Annotated in this window: 21 protein-coding genes; 7 read left to right on the plus strand and 14 right to left on the minus strand. The window is 72.2% G+C overall.

Annotation, left to right across the window (positions count from 1 at the left end; all coding sequences use genetic code 11):
- Positions 1–53: 53 nt before the first annotated feature.
- The 9 genes from ACZ4VK_RS05000 to ACZ4VK_RS05040 all read right to left on the minus strand — a co-directional run bounded on the left by ACZ4VK_RS05000 (position 54) and on the right by ACZ4VK_RS05040 (position 9,339).
- Positions 54–1,112: a 2-aminoethylphosphonate ABC transporter substrate-binding protein gene (locus ACZ4VK_RS05000; protein WP_468348496.1), complete on the minus strand. Its 1,059-nt coding sequence runs from the start codon at positions 1,110–1,112 to the stop codon at positions 54–56.
- A 31-nt stretch (positions 1,113–1,143) separates the two neighbouring features.
- Positions 1,144–1,941: an ABC transporter permease gene (locus tag ACZ4VK_RS05005; RefSeq protein WP_468348498.1), complete on the minus strand. Its 798-nt coding sequence runs from the start codon at positions 1,939–1,941 to the stop codon at positions 1,144–1,146.
- Positions 1,928–2,767, minus strand: coding sequence for a 2-aminoethylphosphonate ABC transporter permease subunit (locus ACZ4VK_RS05010; RefSeq protein WP_468348500.1), 840 nt, complete (start codon positions 2,765–2,767; stop codon positions 1,928–1,930). Before ACZ4VK_RS05010 ends, ACZ4VK_RS05005 begins: the two co-directional genes overlap by 14 nt.
- A gap of 82 nt (positions 2,768–2,849) precedes the next feature.
- Entirely contained in the window at positions 2,850–3,902 is a 1,053-nt protein-coding gene (locus tag ACZ4VK_RS05015; protein ID WP_468348502.1) for an ABC transporter ATP-binding protein, read from the minus strand.
- The gene (locus ACZ4VK_RS05020; protein WP_468348504.1) at positions 3,899–4,591 is read right to left on the minus strand and encodes a phosphonatase-like hydrolase; all 693 of its coding nucleotides are present in this window, start codon (positions 4,589–4,591) and stop codon (positions 3,899–3,901) included. The genes ACZ4VK_RS05015 and ACZ4VK_RS05020 overlap by 4 nt, the downstream gene beginning before the upstream one ends.
- A gap of 5 nt (positions 4,592–4,596) precedes the next feature.
- Positions 4,597–5,718, minus strand: a complete 1,122-nt coding sequence (locus ACZ4VK_RS05025; RefSeq protein WP_468348506.1) for a TIGR03364 family FAD-dependent oxidoreductase — start codon at positions 5,716–5,718, stop codon at positions 4,597–4,599.
- Positions 5,719–5,853: 135 nt separating this feature from the next.
- Entirely contained in the window at positions 5,854–6,612 is a 759-nt protein-coding gene (locus ACZ4VK_RS05030; RefSeq protein WP_468348508.1) for a GntR family transcriptional regulator, read from the minus strand.
- 152 nt (positions 6,613–6,764) lie between these two features.
- Positions 6,765–7,901, minus strand: a complete 1,137-nt coding sequence (locus ACZ4VK_RS05035) for a hypothetical protein (RefSeq protein WP_468348510.1) — start codon at positions 7,899–7,901, stop codon at positions 6,765–6,767.
- 124 nt (positions 7,902–8,025) lie between these two features.
- Positions 8,026–9,339, minus strand: coding sequence for an ROK family protein (locus ACZ4VK_RS05040; protein WP_468348512.1), 1,314 nt, complete (start codon positions 9,337–9,339; stop codon positions 8,026–8,028).
- Between the two features lie 55 nt (positions 9,340–9,394).
- On the opposite strand from ACZ4VK_RS05040, the gene ACZ4VK_RS05045 reads away from it, so the two are divergent.
- Positions 9,395–10,486 carry a Gfo/Idh/MocA family protein gene (locus ACZ4VK_RS05045; RefSeq protein ID WP_468348514.1) on the plus strand — a complete coding sequence of 364 codons (1,092 nt, stop codon included), beginning with the start codon at positions 9,395–9,397 and terminating at the stop codon, positions 10,484–10,486.
- Entirely contained in the window at positions 10,483–10,965 is a 483-nt protein-coding gene (locus ACZ4VK_RS05050) for a heme-degrading domain-containing protein (RefSeq protein WP_468348516.1), read from the plus strand. The genes ACZ4VK_RS05045 and ACZ4VK_RS05050 overlap by 4 nt, the downstream gene beginning before the upstream one ends.
- Positions 10,966–11,040: 75 nt before the next feature.
- On the opposite strand, the gene ACZ4VK_RS05055 is transcribed toward ACZ4VK_RS05050, so the two are convergent.
- The 4 genes from ACZ4VK_RS05055 to ACZ4VK_RS05070 form a co-directional block, all read right to left on the minus strand.
- Positions 11,041–11,898, minus strand: coding sequence for a fumarylacetoacetate hydrolase family protein (locus tag ACZ4VK_RS05055; RefSeq protein WP_468348518.1), 858 nt, complete (start codon positions 11,896–11,898; stop codon positions 11,041–11,043).
- A gap of 137 nt (positions 11,899–12,035) precedes the next feature.
- Positions 12,036–12,776 (minus strand): YidC/Oxa1 family membrane protein insertase, encoded by a 741-nt coding sequence (locus ACZ4VK_RS05060; protein WP_468348520.1) that lies wholly within the window; start codon positions 12,774–12,776, stop codon positions 12,036–12,038.
- Between the two features lie 158 nt (positions 12,777–12,934).
- Positions 12,935–13,231 (minus strand): DUF6412 domain-containing protein, encoded by a 297-nt coding sequence (locus tag ACZ4VK_RS05065; RefSeq protein ID WP_468348872.1) that lies wholly within the window; start codon positions 13,229–13,231, stop codon positions 12,935–12,937.
- A 105-nt stretch (positions 13,232–13,336) separates the two neighbouring features.
- Entirely contained in the window at positions 13,337–13,870 is a 534-nt protein-coding gene (locus tag ACZ4VK_RS05070; protein ID WP_468348522.1) for a winged helix-turn-helix transcriptional regulator, read from the minus strand.
- Positions 13,871–13,973: 103 nt separating this feature from the next.
- Between ACZ4VK_RS05070 and ACZ4VK_RS05075 the strand changes: the two genes are divergently transcribed.
- Positions 13,974–15,344 carry an MFS transporter gene (locus ACZ4VK_RS05075; RefSeq protein WP_468348524.1) on the plus strand — a complete coding sequence of 457 codons (1,371 nt, stop codon included), beginning with the start codon at positions 13,974–13,976 and terminating at the stop codon, positions 15,342–15,344.
- On the opposite strand, the gene ACZ4VK_RS05080 is transcribed toward ACZ4VK_RS05075, so the two are convergent.
- Positions 15,313–16,158, minus strand: coding sequence for a class E sortase (locus tag ACZ4VK_RS05080; protein ID WP_468348526.1), 846 nt, complete (start codon positions 16,156–16,158; stop codon positions 15,313–15,315). The two genes, ACZ4VK_RS05075 and ACZ4VK_RS05080, sit on opposite strands and share 32 nt — an antisense overlap.
- 62 nt (positions 16,159–16,220) lie before the next feature.
- Here ACZ4VK_RS05080 and ACZ4VK_RS05085 point away from each other — a divergent pair, with 62 nt between their 5' ends.
- The 4 genes from ACZ4VK_RS05085 (at position 16,221) to ACZ4VK_RS05100 (ending at position 20,329) form a co-directional block, all read left to right on the plus strand.
- Positions 16,221–17,216 (plus strand): SEC-C domain-containing protein, encoded by a 996-nt coding sequence (locus tag ACZ4VK_RS05085; protein WP_468348528.1) that lies wholly within the window; start codon positions 16,221–16,223, stop codon positions 17,214–17,216.
- 72 nt (positions 17,217–17,288) lie between these two features.
- The gene (locus ACZ4VK_RS05090) at positions 17,289–17,738 is read left to right on the plus strand and encodes a very short patch repair endonuclease (protein WP_468348874.1); all 450 of its coding nucleotides are present in this window, start codon (positions 17,289–17,291) and stop codon (positions 17,736–17,738) included.
- A 69-nt stretch (positions 17,739–17,807) separates the two neighbouring features.
- Positions 17,808–19,355: an ATP-binding protein gene (locus ACZ4VK_RS05095; RefSeq protein ID WP_468348530.1), complete on the plus strand. Its 1,548-nt coding sequence runs from the start codon at positions 17,808–17,810 to the stop codon at positions 19,353–19,355.
- 32 nt (positions 19,356–19,387) lie between these two features.
- Complete coding sequence (locus ACZ4VK_RS05100; protein ID WP_468348532.1) at positions 19,388–20,329, plus strand: PD-(D/E)XK motif protein; 942 nt, start codon at positions 19,388–19,390, stop codon at positions 20,327–20,329.
- Positions 20,330–20,345 lie beyond the last annotated feature (16 nt).

Raw genomic sequence — 20,345 nt, forward strand, 5'->3', positions numbered from 1 at the left:
CCGTTATCCTTCCGCGATGTACCCGGAGCCTGCCAGAGTCGTGCGGTGAACTCTTAGCTTCCGGTCGCGGACTTCCAGGCGTCCACGTACGTCTTGAGGTTCTCGTCGATGTCGGCCCAGTCCGGTTCGAAGACCTCGACGCCCTCCATCAGCTTGGCGAGTTCGATGGCGTTGGCGTCGGTGGCCTTGACGTCCTTGCGGGCCGGGAAGCCGCCGCCGATCGCGCTGACCTCGCGCTGGGCGCCCTCGCTCAGCATGAAGTCGAGGAGCTTCCTGCCGTTCTCGGTGTGCGGGGCCTTGTCGACCAGGCCGGCCGCGTACGGCAGCGCGAAGGTGGTGGGCTTTCCGCCGTCCTTGGCCGGGAACCAGATGCCGAGGTTCGGCATGGACGCGGACTGGGCGAAGTTCATCTGCACGTCGCCGTTGGCGACGAGGAGTTCGCCCTTGTCCACCTTGGGGGCGAGCTTGGAGGTGGAGGAGGACGGGCCGACGTTGTTGGCCTGGAGCTTCTTCAGGTACTCCATCGCCGGCTCCTGGCCGCCGAAGTCGTGCATCGCCTTGATGAGGACGGCGGTGCCGTCGCCCGCGACACCGGGGGTGGAGTACTGGAGCCTGTTCTTGAACTTCCCGTCGAGCAGCTCCTCCCAGGTCTTCGGGGCCTCGGGGAGCTCCTTCTTGTTGTGGATGAAGCCGAAGTAGTTGTTGACGACGGAGGTCCACTTCCCGTCGCCGGACTTGTCCCCGCCGTCGACCTGGTCGGCGCCCTGGGGCTCGTACGCCTGGAGGAGGCCCTTGGAGTCCGCCTGCTGGATGAAGGGCGGCAGGGTGACGATCACGTCGGCCTGGGTGTTGCTCTTCTCGCGGAGGGCGCGCTGCACCATCTCCCCGGAGCCGCCCTCGACGTACTTGACCTTGATGCCGGTCTTCTTCTCGAAGTCGGCGAAGACCTTGTCGTACCAGCCGTCTCCCGCCTCGCCCTTGAGGCCGTCGGCGCTGTAGACGGTGACGATCTTCTCGTCGGACGCGGCGGATGAGCCTCCGCAGGCGGTGAGGGTGACGGCGAGGGCGAGGGAGCCGGTGACGGCGGCGATCGGCTGGGCGTACGTGCGCATGACGTCGTTCTCTCCTGAGTTCGGGCAGGCTCTAGCGGAAGGAGGCCTTGGTACGGATGCGGGAGACGGCGAGCAGGGCGAGCAGGGTCGCGGCCATGAGGACCACGGCCAGCGCCGAGCCGGTGAAGAGGGAGCCGCGGTCGGTGGCGGTGAAGATGAGCACCGGGAGCGGCATCCAGTCCGGCGGGTAGAGCATCATCGTGGCGCTGAGCTCGCCCATGGACAGGGCGAAGCAGAGTCCGGCGGCCGCGTTCAGGGACGGCAGCAGGAGCGGCAGCTTGACCCGGAGCAGGACGTACGAGGGGCGGGCGCCGAGGCTGGCCGCCGCCTGCTCGTACATCGGGTCGAGCCGTGTGAGGGCGGCCGAGACCGACTGGTGGGCGAAGGCCGTGACGAGGACGGTGTGGGCGAGGATCACGATCCAGTGCGTGCCGTTGAGGAGCACCGGCGGCTGGGAGAACGCGACGAGGACGGCGAGGCCGACGACCACGGACGGCACGGCGACCGGCAGCATGAACAGGGCGTCGAGGACCCTCTTGCCCTTCCTGCCGAGAGCGGCCCCGGCGAGCGCGGCCCAGGTGCCGACGGTCAGCGCGACCAGGCTCGCGGTGACGGCGGTGACCAGGCTGGTGGTGAGCGCCTGGAGGGACTCCCCGCGCACGGCCGCCGCGTAGTGGGCGGTGGTCGGCCCGGAGGGGAAGGCGCCGGACCAGTGCGTGGAGAACGAGGCGGCGACGATGACGAGGAGGGGCAGCGCGAAGAGCGGGACGAAGAGGACGGCGAACCCGGTCCACACCGTCCACCTGCCCGTACGGCTATGCACCAGCACGGCGGCTCACCCCCCGGTAGAGGACGTAGAGGCCCACGGAGAGGGCGACGTTGACGACGGCGACGACACAGGCGGCGGCGTAGTCCGATTCGAGGATCGCCTTGCTGTAGACGAGCATCGGGAGCGTCGTGACGCCCTTGGCGCCGGTGAAGAGGACGATCCCGAACTCGTTGAGGCACATGACGAGGACGAGGCTGCCGCCGGCGGCGAGCGCGGGCAGCGCCTCGGGCAGGATCACCTGCCGGACGATCCGCAGCGGCCGGGCGCCGAGCGAGGAGGCCACCTCCAGCTGGGCCGTCTCCATCTGCGAGAAGGCGGCGAGCAGCGGCCGCATCACGAACGGGGTGAAGTACGTGATCTCGGCGAGGAGGACGCCCCAGGGCGTGGTCAGGAACTGGAAGGGGCCGGTCGTGTCACCGGTGACGTCCGTCCAGACACCGTTGGCCATGCCGACCGTGCCGTAGAGGAAGAGCAGGGCGAGCGTGATCAGGAAGGAGGGGAAGGAGAGGAAGACGTCGATGAACTTCGACACCGCCTTCCCGCCGGGGAACGGTACGAAGGCGATGACGACCGCGAGCACGAAGCCGAGGACGAGACAGCCGGCGGTGGAGGCGACGGCGAGCCACACGGTGGTGACGAGGGCCTCGCGGAAGGACGGGGAGGCGAGGACGCCGGCGTAGGCACCGGGAGCGAGGGACTCCTGGACGACGAGGGCGAGGGGGTAGAGGAAGACGAGGGCCAGGACGGCGACGGGGGGAAGGGCCCAGACCCAGGTGGGTATCGCTCGCCGCGTACCCGTTATGGGCGTACGTTCCGCAGGGGCCATGGGGGTCCCCCCGGACGAAGTCTGGGGGAGGGCGGGCACAACGCCCGTTGCGGGGTCCCGCTCCCTGAGCCCGCTCCCCTGGCTACCCATTCGACACCCCCGCGGCGATCAGGACGCCATCCTCGGGCGCGAAGTGCACGGTGACCTCGGCCCCGAGGAGCGGCGTCTCCCGCAGCTCCCGGACGTCGGCCTTCACCCGGTGCCCGCCGATCTCGACGTACAGCCGGTGGGTGGAGCCCCGCCACTGGACCTCGGCGATCCGGCCGCTCAGGGCGTTCGGGCCGGGGCCGAGGCCGACGAGGTGGGGGCGTACGCAGAGGGTGGCCGCGGCGCCGGGGGCCACGTCGTCGGTGGCGACCTTCAGCTCGGCCCCGCCGAAGGTCACGCCGTTCTTGGCCACCGTCACCGGCAGCAGGTTCGCGTTGCCGACGAACGACGCCGTGAACTCCGTACGCGGCCTGCGGTAGAGGTCCTGCGGCGTGCCGCAGTCCTGGAGCCGGGCCTTGTCCATGACGGCGATCCGGTCGGCGAGGGTCAGCGCCTCGACCTGGTCGTGGGTGACGTACAGGATCGACACGTCGGGCAGCTCGCGGTGGAGCCGGGCCAGTTCGGCGAGCATCCCGGAGCGGAGCTGCGCGTCGAGCGCGGAGAGCGGCTCGTCGAGGAGGAGCACCTTGGGCCGGATGGCGAGCGCGCGGGCGATGGCGACGCGCTGCTGCTGGCCGCCGGAGAGCTCCCGGGGGTACCGGTGGGCGTACGCCGCCATGCCGGTCATCTCCAGGGCTTCGGCGACCCGGCCGGGGATCTCGCCCTTGGGGGCCTTCTGCGCCTTCAGGCCGAAGGCGACGTTGGCCTCGACCCGCAGGTGCGGGAAGAGGGCGTACTGCTGGACGACCATCCCGATCCCCCGCCGGTGCGGCGGGAGGTGGGTGACGTCGCGGTCGTCGATGAGCACCCGCCCGGAGGCCGGCCGCACGAATCCGGCGACGGCCCGCAGCGCGGTGGTCTTGCCGGAGCCCGAGGGCCCGAGGAGGGCCATGACCTCGCCGGGTTCGACGGTCAGGTCGAGCCGGTCGAGGACGGTGGTGCCGCCGTACGCGACGGACACGGCGTCGAAGCGGATGCCGCTGGTCATGCCTCGAACTCCTGGAGCAGTGCCGGGAGTTCGGCGACGGAGGCGAGGACGCGGTCGGCGCCGTGCTCGGTGAGCGCGCTCGTGCCGTGGGCGCCGGTCAGGACGCCGGCCACGATCCCGGCGCCGGAGCGGACGCCGCTGAGCATGTCGTACGAGGTGTCGCCGGCGACCACGATCTGCCGGACGTCGTCGACGGCGCCGGTGCGGAGGAAGGCGGCGAGGACCATGTCGGGGTACGGGCGGCCCCGGCCGCCGGCGTCGGCCGGGCAGAGGGTGAGGCCGACGAGGTCGCGCCAGCCGAGGGCGTCGAGGATGGCGTCCTGGGTGACCCGGGCGAAACCGGTGGTGAGGACGACGGTCCTGCCCTGCTCCGTGAGTGTGGCGATGGTCTCGGCGGCGCCCGGGATCGGGGCGATGCGACCGCCGGCGGCGAGTTCGCCGTACGCCTCCTCGAAGGCGAGGTTGGCCTTGCGCGCCCGCTCCTCGTCGCCGCCGAGGAGGTGGCGGAAGACGGAGATCTTCGACTCGCCCATGGTGGCGCGGACGTGGTCGATCATCGTGGCGGGGTCTTCGCCGAGGCGCTCGGCGGCGACGGTGAAGGCCTGCTCGACGAGACCGTCGTCGGCGACGGTGGTGCCGGCCATGTCGAGGACGACGAGGCCGTGCGTGTGCTTGTCCGTAGGGGTCATGTGGTTCACCAGCCCAGTTCGTTCGCGGTCGTCTCGGCGATGGCGGGCGAGCACGTCATCCCGCGGCCGCCGGGGCCTGTCACCAGCCACACGCCGTCGCGGACCCGCTGGCGGTGAACGACCCGGCTGGTGTCGACGCACTGCGCGTACACCCCGGCCCAGCGCCGCCTGATCTTCGGCAGCGGGCGGCCGAGGAAGGACTCGACGACGCGGGTGAGGTGCTCGTAGGGGTCTTCGAGGGTGTCGAAGGCGAAGGGGTGCTCGTACTCGTGGGTGTCGCCGATGGTCAGTCCGCCGTCGAGGCGCTGCACCATGAGCAGCTGCATCTTGTGGGCGGCCGCGGTGGGGTCCTGCGGCTGCGCCGCCTGGAGGGCGTCGAGCGCCTCGGAGGCGTAGGCCGGGTAGTAGCGGAAGGAGTCGGCGTCGGCGACGGAGGTGGTGAGGGGCTCGCCGAGGGGCTCGGTCTGCATCATCTGGAGCCGGACGCGGCGGACGGGTATCTCGCCGGCGACCTCGCGGACGAGGCCGGAGAGCCAGGCGCCGGTGCACAGGACGACGGCGTCGCCGGTGTGGATCTCACCCCGGTCGTCACGGACCCCGTTCTCGCCGACGATGTCGCGGACTTCGCGGTTGGGCAGGAACGTGTACTTCCCGGTGGCGAGGAGCGCCTCGCGGAGGGCGAGCTGTGCGAGGCGCGGCTCGACGGCCGCGTCCCGCTCGCACCAGAGCGCGGCCTGGAACGCGCCGCGCAGGGCCGGGTTGACGGCGCGGGCCTCGTCGGCGGTGAGCAGCTTGTAGCCGCGGGCGGCGGCGTCTGGGCGGGCGACGGCGGCCTCGGCGACGGCGAGCTCGCGCTCGTTCCGTACGGGGGTGAGGGAGCCGTTGGGCCGGAAGCCGAGGCCGGGGACGCGGGCCCCGATGCGCTCCCAGAGTTCGCGGGCGCGCAGGGCGGTGTCGAGTTCCTCGCCGCCCGCCCGTCCGCTCACCCAGATCTGGCCGAAGTTACGGAGGGAGGCTCCGCGCGCCTCGGCCTCGCGCTCGATGTGTACGACCTCATGGCCGCGTTCCACTGCGTGCCAGGCGTGCATGGTTCCCACCACGCCGGCTCCTACGACGATCACCTTCATGCCGATGACGGTCGCGGCGGCGGGTGGCCCGGACGGGGCGGGTGGGCGACGGGACGGTGAACGGACCGACAAGCTTGGACCAGACCCGTTATCGTTACGTGACATGGGAGCGCGCTCGGGCGGGCTCACTCCTCGTCAGTCCTGCGCGCCCAGACGGGCGGTGAAGCTGAAGCGGTCGCCCCGGTAGAGGGTGCGGACCCGCTCCAGGGGGCGCCCTGAGGTGTCCCGGGAGACGCGGTGGAGCAGCAGCATCGGGAGCGCGGGCGGCGTGCCGATGAGGAGGGCCTCGCGCGGGGTCGCGAGGACCGTCTCGATGCGCTCGTCGGCGGTGCCGAAGGAGATGCCGAGCCGGTCGAGGAGGTAGGCGTAGAAGGAGGAGTCCGGGTCGAACTCGGTGTCCAGGTGCGGGGCGCGGGCCTCGGAGACGTACGTGCTCTCCAGGCCGACCCGCTCGTCGTCGGCGAGCAGCACCCGCTCCATGTGCCAGACGGGCTCGCCGGGTTCGGCGCCGACCTCGGGCGCGAGCGCCTCCGGGCAGGGGAAACGGTCGAGGGAGATCAGACTGCGGCCGGGGCGGCGGCCCTGGCGGCGCACGCCCTCCGTGTAGCTCGCGAGCGAGAGCGGCTGTTCCAGCTTCGGCCCCGCGACGACCGTGCCCCGGCCCCGGCGGCGCAGCCTCCCCTCCAGGAGGAGTTCGCGCAGCGCCTGCCGGACGGTCTCGCGGGACACCTCGTACCGGACGGCGAGATCGCGCTCGGTGGGCAGCAGCCCGCCCTCGCCCAACTCGTCGAGCATGAGGGCGAGTCTGCTCTTGACGGCGTAGTACTTGGGCACGCGGCCGTGCTCGGGGACGCCGGAGCGGACGGGGGCGCCGGGGGTGTTCTGGTAGTTCACCGGGGGATGGTCGCAGACGGGGATGAACGGAAAGGTGTACGGGACATGGCTCGGCGGTGCGGGGGCCCGCGCGCGGCGGGCGTCGAGGCGGCCTCGGTGGTGCGGGGGCCCGCGCGCGGCGGGCGTCGAGGCGCCGGGGTGGCGGGGTGGGCTCAGCGGTGCCGGGAGCGGCGGACCCGCGCGCGGAGAGCGCCGAGGCGCCGGGGTGGGCGAACCCGGAGGAGGAGGGTGCCGAGGTGGCGGGGGCGGCGGCTGCGGACGAGGACCGCGCCGAGGAGGACGAGCGCGGCGGCGAGCGGGGCGAGGCGCTGCGCGTACGCCTCCGATTCCCGTCCGGTACGGGCGAGTTCACGGCCCGGCGGGTGGGCGCCCGGGTCCCTGGGGTCGGCCGTGAAGCCGGGTGGGCGGGGGGTCGCGCCGGGGGCCGACGGGTCGGGTGGGGTCGGTTCGGCGGTTCCGTCGGCTTCGCTCTCGGCCGGGGTCTCGGGGGCGGCGGGTCCCACGGTCAGGCGGTAGTCGCCGGACTCGCCGACCCAGTCGCCGTCGGCGCCCCGGCGCTGCACGACGGCGGCGTTGACGACGACCTCGTCGGGGGCGGTCCCCGCGGCGAAGGCCAGCCGCACGGGCACGGTGAGCGTCCGGCCCGCGGGAACGGCGAAGCCGCCGAACCCGGTGAACGCGCCCACGTTCTCCGCCTCTTCGGTCACCTCGAAGGCCACGGGCCGCCAGCGCGCGGCCCCGGCGTCGTAGAACTCGAACCGGATCTGCTCGGGGCGCAGCACCCGCTCGCGGTCGGTGAGGACGAGCACGGGGTGGATGCCGGAACAGGGCGCGGCGGTGGTGTTGGTGAGGTCGAGCCTCCACTCCCGAGGCGCCCCGCCGGCGGCGTAGACGGCGGGCCCGCCGTGCAGCCGGGTGTCGAGGGGAAAGGCGGCCCCGGAGGGAGAACCGCAGGTGGGGGCGGGGGGATCGGGGGCGGGGGCGAGACTGACCAGAGCTGGGGCGGAGAGGTGGGGGGAGGTGGGGGCGCGGGGCGCGACGGGCGCTGGGGCGGCCGGGGCGTGGGCGGCCGGGGCCGACAGGCCGGGGGCTTTGGCGCCCGGGGCCGACAGTCCCGGGACGTGGGCGGCCGGGGCCGACAGGCCCGGGACCTTGGCGCCTGGGGCCGTGGCGCCCGGGGCCGCCAGAGCCGGGGCGGTCAGGGTCAGGTGGGCCGTGGCGGCGGCCGCCATCGCGGCTGCCGTCGTCAGGGCGCGGGCGCTGCGCGGTCGCAGGGGGGCGGATGCCATGGGGCGGGGCCTTTGCTGCTCGCGGGCGTACGGGTCGGCCGCGACGCTGCCACCCCGGAGAGGCCTGACCGGGCAGCGACACCGCACCCGCCCCCGGACGGCCCGACCAATCCGCCCGATCAGCCTATTTTCCGAAGATCGGAGCGAGAGTGAGCCAGGCGGCCCCCACCGCCACCGCGTCCGCCTCCGCCGCGACGCCCACCGAGGTCGTCAGACCGAGTCCCGCCAGAACCTCGCGCACCCCGTCCGCGAACACCCCCGGCGCCGCGAGCACCACCCGCCCGCCCAGGAGGACCTGGTCGATGTCGAGGAGCCGCACCAGGTTGGCCGCGCCCGCGCCGAGGACGCGGGCGGCCCCGGCGAGGTCACCGCGCCCGACCGCCGCGAGGCACAGGACCTCCAGACAGCCGTGCCCGCCACAGCCGCACGGCGGCCCGTCGAGCTGCACGGTCTGATGGCCGAGCTCGCCCGCGCCCGTCCTGTCCCCGCGCAGCGGCGCGCCGCCGAGGACGAGGCCGGCGCCCAGGCCCGTACCGAGGTGGACGTAGGCGAAGGAACCGGGGGCGGCGGGGCGGAGGGCGAGGCCGAGGGCGGCGGCGTTGGTGTCCTTGTCGAGGACGACCGGAAGCCCGAGGCGCCGGGCCAGCTCCTCGCGGACGGGGTGACCGTCCCACTCGGGGAAGCCGGTCACCCTGCCGGGCACGCCCGCGCGGTGGTCCAGGGGCCCGGGCATGGCGACTCCGACACCGAGAACGCCAGGGACGCCGACAGCGCGGGCGGCGCGAGCCACGTCGGCAGCGCGGGCCACGTCGGCAGCGCCGGCAGCGCCTATGGGGTCGGCCATGTCGGCCCCACCAGTCGCGTCGACCGCACCGGCCACGCCAGACGCGTCGGCCACGCCGATTGCTCTGACCGCACCAGCCACGCCAACCACGTCGACCCCGCCGCCCACCCCCGTCGCACCGACCTCATCGACCGCACCCTCCTCACCAGCCGCCCCCTCCCCCAGGGCCGCCGCCCCCGCCACCACCCCCCGTACCTCCTCCGTCACCACATCCAGCACCCGCCCCACCCCCGCCCCCAGATCCACCGGGCGCCGCCGCAAGGCCACCACCGTGCCCGCGAGATCCGTGAGGAGCGTCGTCAGTTCGTCCCGGTCGAGGTGGACGCCGACGGCGTGGCCGGCGGAGGGTACGAGGCACAGCACCGTGCGCGGCTTGCCGCCGGTCGAGGCACGGTGGCCGGCCTCCGTGGCGAGGCCCTCCGCCCGGAGGCGCGCGGTGATCTTGCTGACGGCCTGCGGGGTGAGTCCGGTCCGCTCGGCCAGTTCGAGGCGGCTGATGCCCGGCTCCCCCGCCGTGCGCAGCAGGTCGAGCACGAGCGCCGCGTTGTGGCTGCGCAAGGCCGGTACGTTCACTCCACCCAGGTCGGTCTTCACCTGCCCATTGTGGCGGTCGCTTGCACTTTGGCAACACCGTTGCTTAAGTGGCCGTATGACTGGCACCGACCCCCGTACCCCCCTCCGCGTCGGACTCGTCGGCTACGGCCTCGCGGGCTCCGTCTTCCACGCCCCGCTGATCGCCGCCTCCGAGGACCTCGTCCTCGCCGCCGTCACCACCGGCAACCCCGAGCGGGCCGCCGAGGCACGCGCCGCCCACCCGGGGGTCCGGGTCGTCGCCACCCCCGAGGAGCTGTGGGAGGAGGGGGCGGAAGCGCTCGACCTGATCGTCGTCGCCTCCCCCAACAAGACGCACGTGGCCCTCGCGACCGCCGCCCTGGAGGCCGGCCTCCCGGTCGTCGTCGACAAGCCGCTGGCCGGGACGGCCGCCGAGGCCCGCGACCTCGCCGCCCTCGCCGACGAGCGGGGCCTGCTGCTCTCGGTCTTCCAGAACCGCCGCTGGGACAACGACTTCCGTACCCTCCGCCGCCTGATCGACGAGGACGCGCTCGGCGAGGTCCAGCGCTTCGAGTCGCGCTTCGAGCGGTGGCGGCCGCTGCCCAAGGGCGGCTGGCGCGAGTCCGGCGCGGCCGAGGAGATCGGCGGGCTGCTCTACGACCTGGGCAGCCATGTCGTCGACCAGGCTCTCGTCCTCTTCGGCCCGGTGGTCTCGGTGTACGCCGAGTCGGACGTACGCCGGCCGGGCGCCGAGGCCGACGACGACACGTTCCTCGCGCTGACCCACGCGAACGGCGTCCGCTCCCATCTCCACGTGAGCGCCACCACCGCCCAGCTCGGCCCCCGCTTCCGGGTGCTCGGGCGGCGCGCCGGCTTCGTGAAGTACGGGCTCGACCCGCAGGAGGCCGACCTGCGCGAGGGCCTTCGGCCCGTGCCGGGCGGCGGGACGTGGGGCGTGGAGCCGGAGGAGCTGTGGGGCCGGCTCGGCGCCGGCGAGTCGCCGCTGACCGGCGGCGGCACCCCGGTCGAGTCGCTGCCGGGCGACTACCCGGCGTACTACGCGGCCGTCGCCGCCGCCCTGCGCGGCACCGGCGAGAACCCGGTCACGGCGTACGAGGCGGCGGCCGCGCTCGACGTCCTTGAGGCGGCGAGGCGGTCGGCCCGCGAGGGGATCACGGTGACGCTGTGAGCGACGGCGAGATCTCCGTACTGGAGGCCCAGGAAGCCCGCCTGGCCCTCCCCCGGTTCACGTACGAGGACGCCTGGACGCTCGGCACCCTGCTGGTCGGCATGGCCCGGGAGCGCGGTGCGCCGGTCGCGATCGACATCCGGCGCGGACCGCAGCAGCTCTTCCACTGCGCGCTGCCCGGGTCCAGCGCGGACAACGACGCCTGGATCGACCGCAAGCGACGGGTCGTCGAGCGGTACGGCGTGAGCTCGTTCCTGGTCGGCGCCCGGTTCCGCGCCAAGGGGACGACCTTCGAGGAGTCCTCGCGCCTCGACCCCGACCGGTACGCGGCGCACGGCGGCTCGTTCCCGCTCGCGGTCGAGGGCGTGGGGGTGATCGGCTCGGTCACGGTCTCGGGACTGCCGCAGGCCGAGGACCACGCCCTGGTCGTCGAGGCGCTGGAACGCCTGCTCAGCTCGTACGCCTCCGCCGCCGACTGAGGGCCACGGGTACGGGCGCGCCGCCGCCGAGGACGAGACCGACGGCGGCGCCCCCTCCCTGACGTCCCTTACGGGTCAGGCGCCCTTCAGCTCCTGCCGCTGCCGGCCGAGACCGTCGATCTCCAGCTCGACGACGTCACCGGGGCGCAGGTACGGCTTGGGCTCCGGCTGCCCCATGGCCACGCCGGCGGGGGTGCCGGTGTTGATGATGTCGCCGGGGTAGAGGGTCATGAACCGGCTGACGTACCGGACGACCTCCGCGACCGGGAAGATCTGGTCCGAGGTGTGACCGTCCTGCTTGAGCTCGCCGTTGACCCAGAGGCGCAGCCCGAGCGCCTGCGGGTCGGGCACCTCGTCGGCGGTGACCAGCCAGGGGCCGAACGGGTTGAAGGTCTCGCAGTTCTTGCCCTTGTCCCAGGTGCCTCCGCGCTCGATCTGGAACTCGCGCTCCGAGACGTCGTGGGCGACGGCGTACCCGGCGACGTGCGCGAGGGCCTCCTCGTCGGTCTCCAGGTAGCGGGCGGTGCGGCCGATGACGATGGCGAGCTCCACCTCCCAGTCGGTCTTCACGGAGCCGCGCGGTACGAGCACGGTGTCGTCGGGGCCGACGACGGTGTCGGCGGCTTTGAGGAAGACGACGGGCTCGGCGGGGGTGGCCTGGCCGGTCTCGGCGGCGTGCCCGTGGTAGTTCAGTCCGATGCACACGACCTTGCCGATGCGGCCGACGGGCGGGCCGACGCGCAGCCCGGTGGCGTCGAGCGCGGGCAGCACACCGGCCCCCGCCGCGGCCCTGATCCGGTCGAGGGCGGAGGCGTCGGCGAGCAGACTGCCGTCGATGTCGTCGACGAGGGCGGACAGGTCGCGGAGCGTTCCGTCCTGGTCGAGCAGGGCGGGACGCTCGGCTCCGGGCGGACCGACACGCAGCAGCTTCATGGACTTCTCCCTGTGGTCGAGGCGGGCCTGGGAAGGGCCCTGAGGTACCCCGGCCGATGGAGTGCGGCCATCGGAGGATTGGTCGATCCTCCAAGACAACGGGTCACTCTGCAAGACCCCGTTCAGCCAGTGGACCCTTACGCGCGAGTAGCAACGGCCTGAGAGCTCTTCTCCTCGCGGAAGAGAAGGGCCCGTTCGACGGCCGCCCATGTGGTGCTCGTGACCACGTAGAGGGCGGCGGCGAGGGGGATGACGGCGACCGTGATCAGGGTGGCGAAGGAGAGCAGCGGCATGACCTTGGCGATGGCGCCGGCACCCGGGGTGGGCTGTCCGGGCTGCCCCAGGTCGAGGGGCTGGGCGGCGAGCTGCCGCTTCGTACGGCGGTAGGTGAACGTGGCCACGCCGGCGACGAGCGCGAAGAGGACCAGGTAGACGACGCCTGCCGGGCCTACGACGCCGCCGTGGGCGAGGGCGTCGGCCCAGTGGTCGCCGAGCGGGGCGGCGAAGAGCGTGTGCCCGTCCATCCGGTCGCCGGCGAACAGGTGGTACATGAGCAGGAACGCGGGTGCCTGGAGGAGGGCGGGCAGGATGCCGGCGAAGGGCGAGACCTTCTCCCGCGCGTGCAGCTCGGTCATCGCCTTCCTGAGCCGCTCGGGGTTCTTGGCGTGCTTCTTCCGCAGCGCGGCGAGCTGCGGCGCGATCCGCGTGCGGGCCTTCTGACCACGGGCCGAGGCCCGGGACAGCGGGTGGATCGCGAGCCGGACGAGCAGGGTGAAGAGGACGATGGCGGCGGCCGTCGCGGTGGTGGCGAAGAGCGGCTGGAGCAGGTCGGCGAGCCGCTCGACCAGGGAGGCGAAGAGGGAAAGGAGCGCGGACATGGGGACCCTCCGTGGGTCTCGTCGTGCCGGGAGAAAGGGGAGATCTCGGCATGACGGATCCGCGTGAGGTGCTCGAAGTACTCGAAGTACCCGAAGCACTCGAAGTACCCGAAGCACTCAAGGTGCTCGGCGTGCTCGGGGTGCTCGGGGAACGCTCCCTACGCGGCCGTCAGGAGGGGACGGCCGGGAGCGCGGGGTCTGCGCCGGCCCGCGGCGTCGGGGTCGCGCTGGGGCAGGAAGGCGGTGCGCCGCTCGCGGTCGCGGATGGCGGTACGGACCCGGGTCGGCGGTACGGCGGGGGCGGTGCGGGCCGCGCCGGACAGGGCGCAGACGACGGCGGTCGCGGCGAGGGCGACGGCTGTGGAGAGGCCGCCCCCTTCGGAGAGGAGGAGATCGGCGAGCGCGAGGAGGCCGAACAGCGACGCGACGACGCGCAGGACCAGGTCCTTGGCCATCCCGTACCCCCCTCGCACGCTCATCTCGCACTCTCTGCCCAGATGGACGCGCGACGACGCCAGGAAGTTCCTGCCGGGCGGGAAGTGCCTGTCCGACAGGAAGGCCTAGGTCATTCCGTCCGGACGCAGGGGCACGAGCAGCCGGCGCGGCCGGAGGAGGGCGCGGCTGACGGGGTCGGCGGGGTCGGGGTCGAGCCCGGCGCCGGGGCGCGTCTCCACGTCGGCGGGCGGTACGGGGACGCGGCAGGCCGGGCATTCGCCGTACGCACCGAGTTCGGTGCCGCAGTCGGCGTGGTGGAAGTGGCGCACCGGTACGGCTCCGGGGGCCTCGGCCCTGCCCCAGGCGCCGAGCGAGCGCAGCACGGGCCAGAGGGCGAGCCCGCGTGCGGTGAGGACGTACTCGTCGCGCGGGGGCGACTCCTGGTAGCGCCGCCGGTCGAGGACGCCGGCGTCGACGAGGGCCTGGAGGCGGGCGGCGAGGACGGCCCGGGGCGCGCCGAGGTGGACGAGGAAGTCGTTGTAGCGGCGGACGCCGTAGAAGGCGTCGCGGACGACGAGCAGGGTCCAGCGCTCGCCGACGACTTCGAGGGCGCGGGCGATGGAGCACTGCTGATGGGCGTAGTCCTTGCCGAGAGCCATGGGCCCATCGTAACCAATCCAGGTTCGTTGACTGAACTTACCTGCTACGGTGGCCCCACCCCGGTGGGTTCATTCACCGAACTGACAGGCGGAGGTCCCTGCCGTGCCCCAGCTCGCGTCCTCCGCCCGCCCCTCGGCCCCACCCCGGGGCTCCCGCTCGGGGGCCGCCCTCGCCGTCACCGCCACGGCCACGGCCGTCGCGCTGATGAACTACACGGCCCCCATGCTCACCCTCCCCGACATGGCCGCCGCCTTCTCGACCCCGGCCTCCGCGCAGGCCTGGCTCCTCAACGGCACCCCGCTCGGCCTCGCCGTCCTCCTCCTGGTCGCCGGCAGCCTCGCCGACGCGCACGGGCGTCGCCGGGTCTTCCTCCTCGGCACCCTCGCTCTCGGCCTGACCACCGCCCTCGGCGCCTTCGCGGGCTCCACGCTCACCTTCACGGCGGCCCGTATCGCGCAGGGCGCGGCGAGCGCGGCAGTCCTGGCAGGCAGCCTGGGCCTCCTCGCCCACGCGTACCCGTCGGGCCGGGACCGGATCAGGGCCACCGGCATCTGGGGCGCGTCCGTCAGCGGCGGCATCGCCCTCGGCCCGCTGCTCGCGGGCGCGCTGAGCCTGGTGGACTGGCGGCTCGCGTACGCGGCCCTCGGAGCGGCGGCCCTCGCGACGGCGGCGGCGGGGACACGACTGCTGCCGACCGACAGGCCACAGGGACAACCGAAAGGCTCCCGCCCCGACATCGCGGGCGCGACGACTCTCGGCCTGGCGCTCGCGGCACTGCTCACGGCGCTGACGCTCGGCCGGGACGGCTGGCTGCGCCCCCAGGTGGGCCTCCTGCTCCTGACCTCCGCGGCCCTCACGGCAGCGTTCGTGGCAGTGGAACACCGGAGCCGTACGCCCATGGTGGATCTGGCGCTGCTGCGGCGGCCGGCGTTCCTGGCGTCGACGCTGGGGGCGCTGTTCACGGGCCTCGCGGTGATCGGCCTGTTCAGCGTGGTGCCGGCGCTGCTCCAGGGCGGGGCCGGGATGTCACCGCTGGAGGCGGCCTGGCTGTTCGTGCTGTGGTCGGGCACGGCGTTCGTGGCGGCCCTCCAGGCCCGGCGCCTCCCGGCCCGGTTCTCCGCCCCGTACCAACTCACCCTGGGCTTCACCCTGTCGGCGGCGGGGATCCTGGCCCTGCTCGGAGGCATGGAGGGCCCCTGGACACGCCTCCTCCCCGGCCTCCTCGTGGCGGGCGTGGGCAGCGGCCTCCTGAACGCCGCGCTGCCCCGGCTCGCGGTCGACTCCGTACCGCCGGAGCGCGCGGCGATGGGCTCGGGCGCCAACAACACCGCGCGCTACATCGGCTCCGCGGCGGGCGTGGCCCTGACCCTCGCCCTGGCACCGACGGGACCGGACACGGCTCTGTTCGTATCGGCGGGCCTGGCGGTGACCGGCGCGGCGCTCACTCTCGTACTGGGGCTCCGGCGGAAATGAGCTTCGCCCAGACGACGAGCCGGTAGGCGCTGCTGAACTCGGGGGTACAGGTGGTGAGGGTGAGATAGGCACCGGGAGCGTCGTACCCGTACGAGGGCTTGACGAGGGACCGGGGCACGGCCCGGATGACCCCGACGTCACGGGGAGCGGTCCGGGCAAGAACCTGATCGACGCGATAGATGTACGTGGCGTCCCGCGTCCGTACGGAGATCTCGTCGCCCTTCGCCAGCCGGTTGATGTACCGGAAGGGCTCGCCGTGGGTGTTCCGGTGCCCGGCGAGGGCGAAGTTCCCGGCCCGGCCGGGGCCGGCGGTGCCGGGATAGTGCCCGGCGTACCCCTTGTCGAGGACGGAACGCTTGGAGACGCCGTGGGCGACGGGCGCGGTGAGGCCGATCCGGGGGATACGGAGGACGGCGAAGGCGGCGGAAGGTTCGGGGGACGGGTCGCGCGGGGCGGTACGGGGGCCGGGCCCGCCGGCAGCGCCCCCTGGGCCCCCCTCACCCGGCACCGCCGTGGACGGCTCGACCGTACCGACGCCGGAAGGAACGGGAGAGGGAACGGAGGAGGGCGGGTGAGGGGAGTACGGGGCAGGGGGAGACATCCCCCACTCCCGCTCCAGCGCGGTCACCTGCTGACGGGCCTCGGCACGGGCCTGCTGGTTGGTCCACCACAGCTGATGGACGACGAGAAGCAGCAGGAGAACGCCACAGGTGACGAAGGCCTCGGCGCCGACCCACAGCGCCCGGGCACCCCTGCGGCGCCGCCCTCGCGACTGGACGACGACCGGCACCCGCTGCCCCACCCTGGCCCGCACGCGGGCACGATAAGCGCTGGGGTGCCAACTCTCCAGGCCCGTACAGCAGTACGGTGGAGCGCATGCGCCCCGACACGCCTGCCGCCCACGCCACCGAAGCCGAGCGCCTGCTGCGCACCGCCGCGCAGTACCCGGAGGACCGGGAGCCCCTGCTCCTCCAGGCCGCGGCCCATCTGGAACTGGCGGGCGACCGCCCGGCCGCATCGGCCCTCTACGACTCCCTCCTGTCCGCCGCACCGGCGAAGCCGCACCTCATCAGGGCACTGAAGGCGGCGAACCTGTGGGAGTACGGCCACGAGGCGGAGGCCAGGGCGATCATCGACGGCCTGCGGAGCGCACGGCCCTCGGACGCGTCCCCGTGGGAGATCGCGGCGGAGACGCTGGAGGCCCACGACGAACTGGAGGCGGCGGAGTCCACGCTGACGGAGGCGGCGGAACTCCTGGCCACCGGTGCGGAACTCCCCCACGCGACGCAGTCGCTCCTGATCACCCGCCACCGGGTCCGCAGGATGCTGGCGCTCCCGCACGACGACTGGGACGTACGGGCGGACCGCCTGCACACCGGCGCGGTCCCCCTGGACGAACTGCACGACCCGAAGCGCCTGTGGTCGCTCGGCTCGTCGGACCCGGCGGAACTCCAGGCGGAGATCGACCGCCTCCGCTCGGAGCTGGGCACGTACCGCACGGCCCTCTCGCGCCCGTTCCCGGTGGCGGTCCTGCACTGGCCGGAACCGGAACTGGACGAGCTCCTGGCGGCGTACCCGGAACTGGAAGCGGAATACCCCACGTACCGCGCCCACCTCACGGACATCGAAGCCTCCCTCCGCGAACTCTCCCAGGCGGGCACCCCGAACCTGGGCATCGTCCGCGCCACAGTCCCCTCGTACGAAGCCTTCGCCGCCTCAGAATCCACCCACCCGTCGAACGCGGACCTGCTGCCCCAGTACGCGACGACGTTGGCGGCCCGGGGGCGGGCGACGGCTTGGCCGCCGGCGCGCACGGCTCCGTGCTGGTGCGGGTCGGGTCGAATGTATGGGGAGTGCCACGGGAGCGAGTGACGCCCGCGGCTTCTCCGGCACAATGCAGGTGTGTCCGAAGCCGTACCGTCCTCCCCCGCCGTCTCGGCCCGCATGAGCCGCCAAGGCACCCGCGACACCACTCAGGAATTGGCGGTGCGCCGGCTTCTGCATGCCTCCGGCCTGCGCTACCGCGTCAACGTCCCGGTTCCGGACATGCCCCGTCGCACGATCGACATCGTCTTCGGACCTGCCAGAATCGCGGTCTTCCTGGACGGCTGCTTCTGGCACGGCTGCCCTTGGCACGCAACGCAACCGAAGGCCAACGCCGAGTGGTGGCGAGCGAAGCTCGACAAGAACGTGGCACGGGATCGCGAGACGACGGAGCACCTCGAAGCCCTGGGGTGGACGGTGCTGCGCTTCTGGGAGCACGAGGACGTGCAACAGATCGCAGGCGTCGTCATCGCGGCCAAAGCAAAAAACACGGGCCACGACGGCACGGAGGGATCCTCGTCCGGCGCGTCCGGGACCGAGAAGGGATCACGGGAGACCCGGAAGCATTGACCGACTGTCGGACCGGTGCCTTACCGTCACACTTCCACCACACGTGATTCGACAACTCGAGGCAAGCCCATGAATCAGGCCTGGCAGTTCGACGTTCCTGTCGCCGGGAGCAAAGTTCTCCCGCCTGACGCGCGCTACATGGAGGCGCTGAGCAGCCAGGGCTACGGGTTCGAGGTCGCTGTCGCCGACCTCGTCGACAACTCGATCGATGCCGGTGCAAAGGACGTGGTCATCCACTTCCTCCGCGACGGTGACCAGCTGGTGAGTCTGCTCGTGGTGGACGACGGTCACGGAATGACGGACGAAGAGCTCGACGTCGCGATGACCGTGGGCGGTCGCCGTAACTACGCTGCCGATGCACTCGGGATGTTCGGCATGGGACTGAAGTCGGCTTCACTGAGCCACGCGTCGGCGGTGACAGTGGTGAGCACGACCAAGCGCACGCGAGCCGTGGGACGACGTTGGCTCATGGAGCGAGCTGTTTCCGGCTTCCACTGCGACATCGTCGCCCCCGACTACGCCCAGATGCTGATCGACCGCTACGACGACGGACGCCCCATCACGTGGCAGGGCACTGTCGTTCGCTGGGACGGTGTCAAGGACTTCCCGAAGCACGGGGGCGGAGGCCAGACCGATCGCTACCTCCAGCGCACGATCAACAAGTTGGGGCTCCATCTGGGCCTGCACTTCCATCGGTTTCTCTCATGCGACGACTTCAACATCACCATCGCGGTCGAGGACGTTCGTAGCGGGTCGGTGTACATGAACTTCGGTGTGGAGCCGTTGGACCCCTTCGGGTATCCGGTGTCGGGGGCACCCGGCTATCCGCAGGTGTTCACCACCACCCTGCCGGGACTGGGCGAGGTCGGCCTCGTGGCCCATGTCTGGACTCCGAAGTCGAACCTCGACGAGTACAGGGCGATCGGCTCGGTCATGGATCGCCAGGGTTTCTACTTCTACCGCCACGACCGTCTCGTACAGGCCGGCGGTTGGAACAACTTCCGGCAGCCCGAACAGCACCTCTCCCTGGCCCGTGTCGTCGTTGACCTTCCTGACACACCGGGAGACGTTTTCCGGCTCACCGTCAAAAAGTCCGGGGTGGAGACGTCCCCGGAGTTCATCGCGGCATTGGAAAGCGCGACCTGCAGCGCGGACGGCGATGACAACCTCCCGACATTCCTCGATTACCTCACCACCGCGGACTCCACCTACAGAGAGGCGCGAAAGCGGGCCGGGACCGTCCGAAGGTCTGTGATCGCCCCCGGTGAAGGATTCACGCCGGCCCTGCGCGAGACCATCATCGAGGAGTCACCCGTCCTGCCCCACGAGACTCCCGTCTCCGTCGAATGGCGCCGACTCGGGAACGAGCTCCTCTTCGACATCGATCGTGAGAATCGGGCCATCGTCATCAACGACCACTACCGTGACGCAATCCTTGGAGGGAAGGCGCACGATCCCCACGATGCCCCCTTGGTGAAGGCCATGCTCTATCTCCTCCTCCATCAGGCCTTCGAGAAGGAGTACAGCGGAAGTCGGGAGAAGGACAACCTCCAGCTTTGGCAATCGATCCTCGTATCGGCAGTGCGGTCGGAGCTACGAGGGAGCGAGCAGCAGTGACATTCTCCGATGCCCACGTGCGATGGAGTGCGGTGGAGCACTACCTCGGTGCCCGGCAGGAAACGACCTACCGGCTGACTCCGACGGCCTCCCACCCCGAAGTCACCTACGTAGTCGGGGACGGAGGAACAGGCATCGCCCTGCACGTCGAACTCACGGGACGACACCGTCCTCCCACCTCACCGCTGCCGTCGATCCTCATCGACACCATCGCTGAACGCGGCATGCGCATGGCACGCATCAGGACAACCCAGGAAACACTCCTTCGAGACTTCCACGATCTCCTCAACGCAGTGGCCGATCGCATCGTCACCCACAACCGGACCCTCGACCAGGCATTCGGTGAAACCGTGCAAGCGTGGAGCGCGTTGCTCGGCCGGCCACGGGACATCAGTGCGGCGAAACGTATCGGCCTCATGGGGGAGCTGGCTGTGCTCACGACCGTCGCCGGTGCTCACGGTTGGGATACGGCAGTGGAATCGTGGAAGGGACCAGAAGGCGAGGAGCACGACTTCGGGCTCTCCGGGATTGACATCGAGGTCAAGACCACCGCCTCCGAGCGCCGCCGTCACACCATCCACGGCCTGGGGCAGCTCAGCCCCACGGTGGACAGAAGCCTCTGGCTGGTGTCGATACAGCTCACCCGGGGAGGCAACCACGGCAGGACCTTGTCGGACTGCGCTCATGCCGTTCGCAACAGCGTCTCCGAGCACGCGCCGTTGCTTGCCAACCGCCTCGACCGCAAACTCTCCGCTTCGGGATGGCAGCCCGGGCTCCACGACGACGAACGATGGCACCTGCGGAGCGCTCCCGTGCCCCTCCTCGTCGACGAGGCACTCCCGCACCTGGACGACTCGGCCGTCCCGCCGTCCATGCGGGACCGCATCGGCGACATCACCTACACCATCGACGTATCCGGTCTGCCACCGTCCACGGGGGCTCCGTCCGTCCTCACCGACATCTCACTCCCTTGACGCCCGAGGAAACGCC

The sequence above is a fragment of the Streptomyces sp. NPDC028711 genome (assembly GCF_055565415.1).